Below are 9,888 nucleotides of genomic sequence, written 5' to 3' on the forward strand. Positions count from 1 at the left end.
TCGCTGATGCCTATCTCTGAAACAGCCGCTCCCTCTCGATCAACACCCTCGTCGTCGCGTCCGCCTTCTGGCGGGCGCGATCGATGCGGGCGCGCGCGTCCGGCTCGTTCAAGAGCACGCTGACCTGGGCGCGCTTGAACAGCGCCATGGGATCGTCGGGCCGCGACGCGAGCGCCCGATCGAGGGCGGCTCGCGCCTCCGTGACGCGGCGCGACGCGAGATACAGCACGCCCAGCTCGAGATCCTTCGTGAACCCGGCCGGGTTCAGCGTCCGCGCCCGCTCGAAGTCCGCGAGCGCCTCCGCCGTCCGCCCCTGGTCCATCGCCGCCTGACCGCGCCGGGCGTGCAGGGTGGCGAGCGCCTCGACGGCGGTCAGGCGATCGGGGCTCTCCGCGACGACCTGTTCGAGCAGCGGAATCGCGCGGGGCCAGTCGGCCGTGCGGGCGTAGTGCAGCGCGAGGTACGTGCGGACGTCCTGCGACTTCGGCGCGATCGATCCGGCGTTCTCGAACGCCGCGGCCGCCTCCTTCTCCTCCCCGAGGGTCGAGTGCGCGGTCGCCAGGCGCAGCGCCGCGTCGAGGTTGTACGGATCCGCGGCCAGGATCTTCCGCAGCGGGACGATGGCGCGGCGGAAGTCGCCGGCCGCGAACAGCGCCGCCGCCTCCTCCATCACCGGAAACAGCGCCGTCATGTCCGCCGGCCGCGGCGCGCCGCGGCGGACCACCGGCGCGCTGGTGGCGCCGACGTAGCCGAGGGCCGCGAGCCGGCGCCTGGCCTCGGCGTCCAGGTTCCCGGGCGGGCGCGCCGCATCCGGCGACGGCGCCGGATAGTCGTCGAGCGATCGCCGCAGCCCGGCAGGCGCCGCGCTCGATCCGAGGTCGTGCCGCTCTCCGGGATCCGCCGCAAGGTCGTAGGTCTCGAGCCGCCCGGCCAGGATCGTCTTGAAGCGTCCCGCGACCGCCATCACCTGCGGCTGCCAGCCGTATTCGAGGAACGGCTTCATCGCCTCGCCGAGCACGACTTCCTCGTGGCGGCCGCGCAGGCTCTGGTCGGCGCCGAGCCCGGCCCAGTCGAGGATCGTGTGGAACACGCGCCGCGTGCTGACCGGTTCGTCGATCACGGCGGGCTCGACGCCCGGTCCCGCAATCGCCAGCGGCACCTGCATCGTGGACTGATAGAGAAGCTGGCCGTGCTGCGGCTCGCCGTGATCGCCGAGCCCTTCACCGTGATCCGCCACGACGACGACCGCGACCGGACCGCGCGCCTGCCGTTCGAACGCCTGCGTGAGCCGGCCCATCTGCTCGTCCATCGCCGCGACTTCCCCCTGGTATGGATTCGCCGCGAAGCGCGACCGGAACGGCTCGGGCGGCGCGTACGGCGTATGCGGATCGTAGTAGTGGACCCAGAGGAACAGCGGCTGGCCCGAATCGATCGACAACGCGCGCAGCGCCGCCTCGGTCGTCTCGCGCGCCGCGCGCTCAGGCCCTCCCGCCGGCTGCCCGTCGTCATACGCGTCGAATCCGCGGGCGAGCCCGAATCGCGCCGCCAGCGCGAACGACGACACGAATGCCGCCGTCCGATAGCCGGCCGCGCGCAGCTTCTCGGCGAGCAGCGCCGCCGAGGCCGGCACGTAGCGGGCGTTCTGGTGAACGCCGTGGCCGGCGGGGTACAGTCCGGTCATCATCGATGCGTGCGACGGCAGCGTCTCCGGCACTGTCGCATACGCCTGACGGAACCGCCGTCCGCGCGCCGCCACCGCGTTGAAGGCGGATGTCTCGATGCCCCGCGCCTCCGGTCCGATCGCATCGGCGCGGGTCGTGTCGAGCGTGATCAGCAGGATCGACGGCTTGACGGCCGCCGGCGCCGGCGGGTCGCTCCGCCGGGTGCATGCGGCGTTGGCGGCGAGGACGGCGAGGAGCGCGACAACGCAGCCGCGGATCATCTGACCCGCCTGAGGTATTGCCGAAGGCGCGTCAGGTATTGCTGCGTCACCGTATCGGCAGGGTCGAGCGCCGCCGCCTGCTCCAGCGGCACGACCGCATCCTGGTGGCGTCCCATCAGGATCAACGCCACGCCGAGATCGCGATGCGCCCGCGCGAATCGCGGCGCGGCGGCAATCGCCGCATTGAAGAAGACCGCGGCGAGCGACGGCGATTCGAGCTGGAGCGCGAGCGTGCCGAGCGCATACCAGTGGTCGCGGTCGGACGGCGCGCCGGGCGCCGCCTTCGCGGCGTCCCCGGCGGCCGGCACGCCCAGCGCCTGCAGCGTCTGAAGGGCGCCCGCACGATCGCCGACGGCGGCGAGCGCGCGCGCCAGATCGTAGGCGGCGAACGTTTCGCCGACGCCGCCTTTCAGCGCCGCGCGCAGGTGCGGAACCGCGTCCCGGGCGCGCTTCGCCTGCAGGAGCGCCTGCCCCATCGCGTAATGCGCCTCTGCCGAGCCCGGATCCAGCGTCAGGGCGCGATCCAGATGCGGCAGCGCCGCTTCCGGCCGGCTGTGCACCGCGAGCCGGCGCCCGACGCGCAGGTGGACGTCTGCCGGACGGGGGTGCATCTCGAGCGCTTTCGCCGTCCACTCTTCCGCGAGATCGATCCGATCGCGAACGATCATCGCTTCCGCCATCCGCGCGCGTTCTTCACCGCGCCCGTCGCCGCGCGGGATCGGCACGTTGGTGAGCACCGCGAACGCGCACAGCACCGCGAACGCGCCGGCGATGTACGCCGGTCGACGGACGCCGCGCCGCAGCGTAGCGGGGCGCCTCGCACGCGAGACGAAGAAGTCCGCGGCGGCGCCGGCGCCGGCGCACAGCGGCACGAGGAGGGGCAGGCGATCGCGCTCGGTGACGACGAACACGGCGATGGCAACGGCGTAGATGGGGACGAACGCCGCCCAGATCACGTAGTCGCTTCGCCGCTCGTGGAACAGGCCGATCGTCAGCCCGGTGAGGCCGAGCGGCAGGAGCAGCCACGGCCCGACGAACAGCCAGCCGAGCAGCGTGCCGGCGTCACGGGCGTAAAAGGGAAAGCTGTAGCTCGCCGCCACGTGCCCCGAGTTGAAGACCAGCGCCAGCTTGCGCGCGAAATGCGCGGCGGCGTCCGCCGGGTGCAGGCTGATCCAGCTGCGCCCGAGGTCCAGGAAGTACGCCGTCACGCCGCGGCCGGTCAGCTTGCGTCCCGCGGATGCTTCGGCGATCGCCCGTGCGTCCTCACGCTGCTGCCGCGGATCCTCGGCCGCGATGCCGGCGACCGGCCGGTAGGTGCCGTCGGAAGCGGCATTGTTGCCGATGTAGAAGTACAGGCCGGGGTTCAGGAACATCGGCCGGTTCAGCAGCAGCATCAGGACCGCGGCAGCGGCGGCGGCGAGCCAGGTTCGCCGGCCGATTAACGCGGTGGCGATCGCGGCGAGCGCCGCGGCGGTCAGGAACGGGTCCAGCGCCGACGGCAGGATCGTCGCTTCATAAAAGGTGAACAGGCCGGTCAGGGAGGCGAGCAGCGCCGCGACCCAGGCCGCCCGCTCCCCGAACCAGATGCGCGTCGCGGAGAAGAGGCACGCGACCGCCGCGGTTCCCAGCAGGATCTGCGCGATCCTCACCGACGCCATCGTCCCGCCGGCCGCCAGGATCAGCGCCACGAAGTTGGCGTAGAGCGGCAGCACCAGCTCTCCCGCCTGGGCCCGCGCGGCAAGTGCGGCGTAGGCAGTGGATTCGACGCCCGGCAGATCGGCCTGCAGCAGCGGATGCTGCCGCAACTGCAGGACGACCACGAGCTTCGCGGCGAAGACCGCGGCGAGAAACACCAGGAAACGGTGGCGGCGCACGGCGGAGCATCGCCGCCGAATCAGCGCGACGCGGTGGACGACGGCTTGCGCATGAACTGCGCGATTCCCGGCTCGGCCATCAGCTTCTCGACGGCGTCGATCTCCGACGGCACGAACGCGGACATGTTCTCGTAGCCGCTCTCCGTGATCACGATCATGTCTTCGAGACGGATGTAGACGCGATCGTCCGGAATGGTCAGCGCCGGTTCGATGGTGAACACCATGCCCGGCCGATAGCCGGAAAAGTTCTTCGAGACGTCATGGACTTCCATGCCCACCATGTGGCCGAGGGTCGCGTTCGGCCGCGGCGACGCCAGCCGCGCCCGGTAGCTCTCGACGAAGCGCACCGCCGCATCCCGGTTCTTCTGGCTGCGGAACCCGTGCGACGCCATCGCGTCGTCCATCTTCCGGACGACGTCCTTCAGGATGTCGCCGGTGGCGCCCGGGCGGATGGACGTCATGATCGCCTGATACAGCTTCACGTAGATGCCGTACAGCTCGCGCTGATCGGGCGTGAACTTGCCGTTCGCCGGGAACATGCGCGTCACGTCGGAGGTGTAGTACTGGTAGTCGGGGGCGTAGTCGAAGAGCACGAGGTCGCCGGATTTCAGCTGCGCCTGCGCGGCGTGGTAGTGCGGCCAGGCGGCGTTGGTGCCGGTGGCGACCAGCCCGTAATAAGCCGGGCCCTGCGCGTTGTGCTTCTTGAAGATGTAGTCGCCGATCGCCTCGATCTCGTACTCGTACATTCCCGGCTCCGCCGAGCGCATCCCTTCCATCAGCGCCAGGCCGGCGATTCTGGTCGACTCGCGCAGCAGGGCGATCTCGCGCGCGCTCTTCACCATCCGCAGCTCGTCGAGCACGTCGTCGAGATTCTCGAACCGGGCGCCCGGCGCCTTCTCCGCCAGGCGTGACTTGAAGAACTCCTCGCGCGAGCCCGGCAGGTCCCACGGATCGGCGGCCCTGGCGCGGGCGTGCGCCGCGGCGCGATCGGGCGTGCCCATCAGCGTCGTCTCGCCGCGGACGGCCGTGTAGATCGTCCGCCCGGCGAGACTCGCGGCAAAGGCGTCGAACTCCTCGCGCGGCCGCACCCGCTCGATGCCCGACAGTTGCTCCGCCGCGGGCCCGGGCCCGAGCAGCGGCCCTTCCGAGCGCTCCATCTGCGGGTTGTTCGGCGGCAGGTACAGCGTCGACGTCTTCGTCCGCCCGTCGATCGCGAGGATCGCGCGCGGCGTGATGACGCCGGTCAGATAGTAGAACTGATTGCCTTGACGGAACTTCTCGTACGCAGAGGTCTCGGTGGCGCCCTGCAGCACGGCGACTCCGTCGCCGATCGTCTGCAGCACCTTGGCCCGCCGCGCGGCGAACTCCTCTTTCGGGAGCGAGGTCGAGAACAGCGGCGGCTGCGCCGAGACGGTTGCGAACACACCGCCGGCCACACAAGCCAGGACGAGCAGATGGCGCTTCATGACCAGCGATTATAGTGGGAGACACGGTGCCCGTCCGCTATCCGCCTGCCCGCGTCGATCCCCTCGTCGAAGTGCTCCACGGTGTCGCGGTCGCGGACCCCTATCGCTGGCTGGAGGACGACGGCAGTCCCGAGACGCGCGCCTGGGTCGACGCACAGAACGCGCTCACGCGATCGATGCTCGACGGCCCGGCGCGCGACGCGCTCGTCGAGGAGCTGACGCGGCGCTTCGATTATCCGCGCACCGTCGCCGCGTATCGCCGCCGCGACGTCTACTTCTTCAGCCACAACCCGGGACTGCTCAACCAGCCCGTGCTCTACGTGCGGCGCGGCTGGAGCGGCGCGCCCCGCGTGCTCCTCGATCCCAACCGCCTGAGCGGCGACGGGACGACGGCGCTGACGGCGATCGCGGCCTCGCCCGACGGATCGCTGATCGCGTACGCGATATCCGAACACGGCAGCGATCGGCAGACGATCCGCGTCCGCCGCGTCGAGGATGGGGCCGATCTGGACGATCGGCTCGCGTGGGTGAAATTCGCGAGCATCGCATGGACGGCCGACAACACCGGGTTCTACTACCTCCGCTTCCCGGAGCCGGGCAGCGTTCCGCCCGAGGACGAACAGTATTTCGGGCGCATCTTCTTCCACCGCTGCGGCGACGCGCAGGCGGCGGACGCGCTCGTCTTCGAGAAGCCGGAGGAAAAGGAGATCGTGCCGCTCGTCCACGTATCCGACGACGACCGCTACGCGGTCATCGTCGCGCAGCGCGGCGCCAGCGACGACAGCGAGGTGTATCTGATCGATCGCCGCGTGGACGCCGCCCCGCGCGCGTTGTTCCGGGGCTTCGACGCCGCCTATGACTTCATCGAGTCGGCGGGCGGCCTGCTCTACTTCCGCACGACTCGGGACGCGCCGATGGGGCGCGTCGTGTCCGTCGATCCGTCGCATCCGGCTCCGCTGCTGCGCGAGGTGGTGCCCGAAGGTCCGCATCGGCTGTCGAGCGTGGCGATGGCGGCCGGCTCGCTGGTCGCGGTGTTCCTCGAGAACGCCAGCGATCGGATCGTGCGATTCGCGCTGGACGGGTCGCGGCTGGGGGCGATCGAGCTTCCGGAGATTGGCACCGTCGTCACGCTTGACGCACATACGGATCGCGACGAGATCGTCGTGACCTTTGCCTCATTTACGACCCCGCCGTGTGCATTCAGATCGGCAGGCAGCTCCGGCCTCGAGGCCGCAGATCCACTGCCGCGAGACGTTCCGCCGAAGGGCGGGAGCGATCTACGGCTCCCTTCGCAGGCGTATCGCACCACCCAGGTCTGGTACGAGAGCAAGGACGGGACGCCGGTGTCGATGTTCCTCGTGCACCGCGCCGGCCTCCCGCGCGACGGCGAGCGCCCGGTTCTGCTGAGCGGCTATGGCGGGTTCAACATCAATCGCACGCCCGCGTACGACCCGGGGAATTTCCCGCTGCTCGATCGCGGCGGGATCTTCGCCCTCGCGAACCTTCGCGGCGGCGGCGAGTACGGCGAGGCGTGGCACCGCGCCGGCATGCTCGAGTGCAAGCAGAACGTGTTCGACGATTTCATCGCCGCGGCGGAGTACCTGATCGGCGAGCGCTACACGCGCCCCGACCTGCTCGCAATCGAAGGCGGGAGCAACGGCGGCCTGCTCGTCGGCGCGGTGATGACCCAGCGTCCCGAGCTGTTCGGCGCCGTCCTCTGCCGCGTGCCGGTGGCGGACATGCTGCGCTATCACCGGTTCACGGTCGGGCGGTTCTGGATTCCCGAGTACGGCTGCGCCGACGATCCGGACCAGTTCCCGTACCTGCTCCGCTACTCGCCGTACCACAACGTGCGCGAAGGCGTGGCCTATCCGCGGACGATGATCATGACCGCCGATACCGACGACCGCGTCGCCCCCGGGATGGCGAAGAAGTTCGCGGCGCGCCTGCAGGCCGCCGGCGGGGGCGGGCCGGTTCTGCTGCGGGTGGAGACCCGCGCGGGGCACGGCGCCGGCAAGCCGATCGCGAAGGTCATCGAGGAGGAAGCCGACATGCTGGCCTTTCTCGGCGTCGGCGCACTGCGAATGCCCTGACATAAGATGCCGGGGTGGCGCGGGTGCTCGCCCTCGACATCGGCACGTCGTCGATCCGGGCGGCGGTGTACGGCCGCGGTCTGCATCCGCTCCGGCCGGGGGCGCGGATCCCATATCGCTGGCGCGCCGGCAGCGACGGCAGCGTCGAGGCATCGGCCGCCACCATGGAGCGCGCCGTCGCGAGCGCCATCGACGGCGCGCTCTCGGGCATGCGGTCCGGCGTGGATGCCGTCGCGGTCGCCGCCTTCTGGCACAGCCTGGTCGGCGTCGGCGACGATGGACGCGCGCTGACGGCCGTCATTCCCTGGAGCGACACCCGCAGCGCGCCGCAGGTGGAGGCGTTGCGCGCGCGCCTCGACGAGCGCGCGAGTCACGCCCGCACCGGCTGCCGCATTCACACGACCTACTGGCCGGCGCGTCTGCGCTGGTTCTCGCAGCGCGATCCGAAAACGTTCCGGCGGGTCCGCCGCTGGATGACGTTCCCCGCGTACCTGGAGCGGCGCTGGGTCGGGCGCAGAGCCGAGAGCCGGTCGCAGGCCTCGGCCACGGGACTGTTCGCGCACGCCTCCGGCACCTGGGACGCGGAGCTGTGCGCCGCCGCCGGCATCTCGTCCGCCCAGCTCGAGCCGATTGTCGATCTGGACGACACCGGGGCGCAGCTCTCCGCCGCGCTCGCGCGCCGCTGGCCGCAGCTGCGCGGCGCGCGCTGGATCCCGTGCGCCGGCGACGGCGCGCTGAACAACGTCGGCGCGAACTGCACCGCTCGCGGGCGCGCGGCGCTGATGATCGGCACCTCCGGAGCGCTTCGCCAGATCCTGCCGGCCGATCGCGTCCACACCGTGCCGTTCGAGCTGTGGCGTTACTGCCTGGATCGGCGGCGCGACGTCGTTGGCGGGGCGTTGAGCAACGGCGGCAACTTTGCGGGGTGGATGCGCCGGACGCTCGGGCTGGAGGACGGCGGCAAGGCCGCGGCCCGCGTCGACGCCGCAATCGCCCGCCTGCCTCCGGACGCGCACGGCCTGACCGTGCTGCCGTTCCTCGCCGGCCAGCGAACCCCCGACTATCCGGCGGACGCGTCCGGCGCCATCGCCGGCCTGCGGCTCACGACCACGCGCGACGAAATCGTCCGCGCGGGACTCGAGGCGGTCGCCTGTCGCTTCCTGGACGTCATGCAGGAGCTGGTGCGCGTCGCCCCCGTCTCGCACCTGCTGGCGACGGGGACGGCGTTGACCGCCTCGCGCGTCTGGCCGCAGATCGTCGCCGACACCCTCGGCTGTCCGCTCAGCGTCCCGCGCGACGGGGAGCTGACCAGCCGCGGCGCGGCGATTCTCGGGTTCGAGCAGCTCGGCGTGCCGGTTCGCGGACTCGAGCCGCGCATCGCGCGCGTCTTTCATCCGGACGCGGCCGCGCACGCCGCGTATCGCGCGGCGGCGGCGCGCCAGCAGCGGCTGCGGCGGGCGCTTGTGGTACCGTAACTCGCCAATGTCGACTCCGCTGAAGATCAAGCCGGACGGCGCGCTCGACTTCCTGTCGCTGGGCGCGCTCATTCATCGTCTCGATCCCGGGATCGTGCCGTTCCGCAAGGCGACGGCGTGCTCCGTGCACGTCAGCGGCGGCGAGTTCAATTGCGCCGCGAACCTGGCCGATTGTTTCGGGCTCCGCACCGGCATTGCCACCGCCCTCGTCGACTATCCGATCGGCGAGCTGATCGCCGGACAGGTCAGGGCGATGGGCGTGACGCCGTTCTACAAGCGCTTCGCGCACGACGGGGTGCGCGGACCGAACATGGCGGCGGTCTACAGCGATCGCGGGTTCGGCGTCCGCGGACCGGTCGTCTTCTACAACCGCGCCAACGAGGCGGCCGCGCTGCTCAAGCCCGGCGACTTCGACTGGAAGGACATCTTCGCCGCCGGCGTGCGGTGGTTTCACAGCGGGGGCATCTTCGCCTCGCTGTCGGAAACGACCGCCGAGTTGATCGTCGAAGGCATGGACGCGGCGAGAAAGCACGGCGCGGTCGTATCGTTCGATCTCAACTATCGCGAGAAGCTGTGGACCGCCGCCGGCGGTGCGCAGCGCGCCGTCTCGGTGCTCGGCCGCATCGTCGAGCACGTCGACGTGCTCGTGGGCAACGAGGAGGATCTGCAGAAAGGGCTCGGCATCGCCGGGCCGAAGGTCGCCGCGACGTCCCGGCTCGATCCCTCGACGTTCGTCGACATGATGGCGCGCGTCGTCGATCGCTTCCCGAACGTGAAAGCGGTGGCGACCACGCTGCGCGAAGTGCATTCGACGAGCCGGCACGCCTGGGCCGCGGTGGCGTGGATCGGCGGCGAGACGCATCTCTCGCCCACCTGCGAGCTGGACGTCTACGATCGCGTCGGCGGCGGGGACGGCTTCGCCTCCGGCTTCTTCTACGGATTGATGAGCGGCGAACCCGCGGAGCAGGCGGTGCGTCTGGGATGGGCGCACGGCGCGCTGCTCACCACGTTCCCCGGGGACACGACCATGGCGACGCT

The 9,888-nt window shown here is 70.9% G+C and carries 6 protein-coding genes; 3 read left to right on the plus strand and 3 right to left on the minus strand.

Annotation, left to right across the window (positions count from 1 at the left end; genetic code table 11):
- Positions 1 to 10 precede the first annotated feature (10 nt).
- The 3 genes from VFK57_23655 to VFK57_23665 are packed head-to-tail and all read right to left on the minus strand — an operon-like array spanning position 11 to position 5,282.
- Positions 11 to 1,942: a sulfatase-like hydrolase/transferase gene (locus tag VFK57_23655; GenBank protein ID HET7698733.1), complete on the minus strand. Its 1,932-nt coding sequence runs from the start codon at positions 1,940 to 1,942 to the stop codon at positions 11 to 13.
- Entirely contained in the window at positions 1,939 to 3,816 is a 1,878-nt protein-coding gene (locus VFK57_23660) for a tetratricopeptide repeat protein (protein HET7698734.1), read from the minus strand. The genes VFK57_23655 and VFK57_23660 overlap by 4 nt, the downstream gene beginning before the upstream one ends.
- A gap of 20 nt (positions 3,817 to 3,836) precedes the next feature.
- A complete protein-coding gene (locus VFK57_23665; GenBank protein ID HET7698735.1) occupies positions 3,837 to 5,282 on the minus strand; it encodes a Xaa-Pro aminopeptidase in 1,446 nt (481 codons plus the stop codon).
- 26 nt (positions 5,283 to 5,308) lie between these two features.
- Here VFK57_23665 and VFK57_23670 point away from each other — a divergent pair, with 26 nt between their 5' ends.
- The 3 genes from VFK57_23670 to VFK57_23680 form a co-directional block, all read left to right on the plus strand.
- Positions 5,309 to 7,375, plus strand: a complete 2,067-nt coding sequence (locus VFK57_23670) for a prolyl oligopeptidase family serine peptidase (protein ID HET7698736.1) — start codon at positions 5,309 to 5,311, stop codon at positions 7,373 to 7,375.
- Positions 7,376 to 7,389: 14 nt separating this feature from the next.
- Positions 7,390 to 8,850: a gluconokinase gene (locus VFK57_23675; protein ID HET7698737.1), complete on the plus strand. Its 1,461-nt coding sequence runs from the start codon at positions 7,390 to 7,392 to the stop codon at positions 8,848 to 8,850.
- Positions 8,851 to 8,857: 7 nt separating this feature from the next.
- Positions 8,858 to 9,888 (plus strand): sugar kinase (locus VFK57_23680; protein ID HET7698738.1); only part of this gene is annotated, 1,031 nt, incomplete at its 3' end.

The sequence above is a fragment of the Vicinamibacterales bacterium genome (genome assembly GCA_035699745.1).
GTDB lineage: Bacteria > Acidobacteriota > Vicinamibacteria > Vicinamibacterales > 2-12-FULL-66-21 > JAICSD01.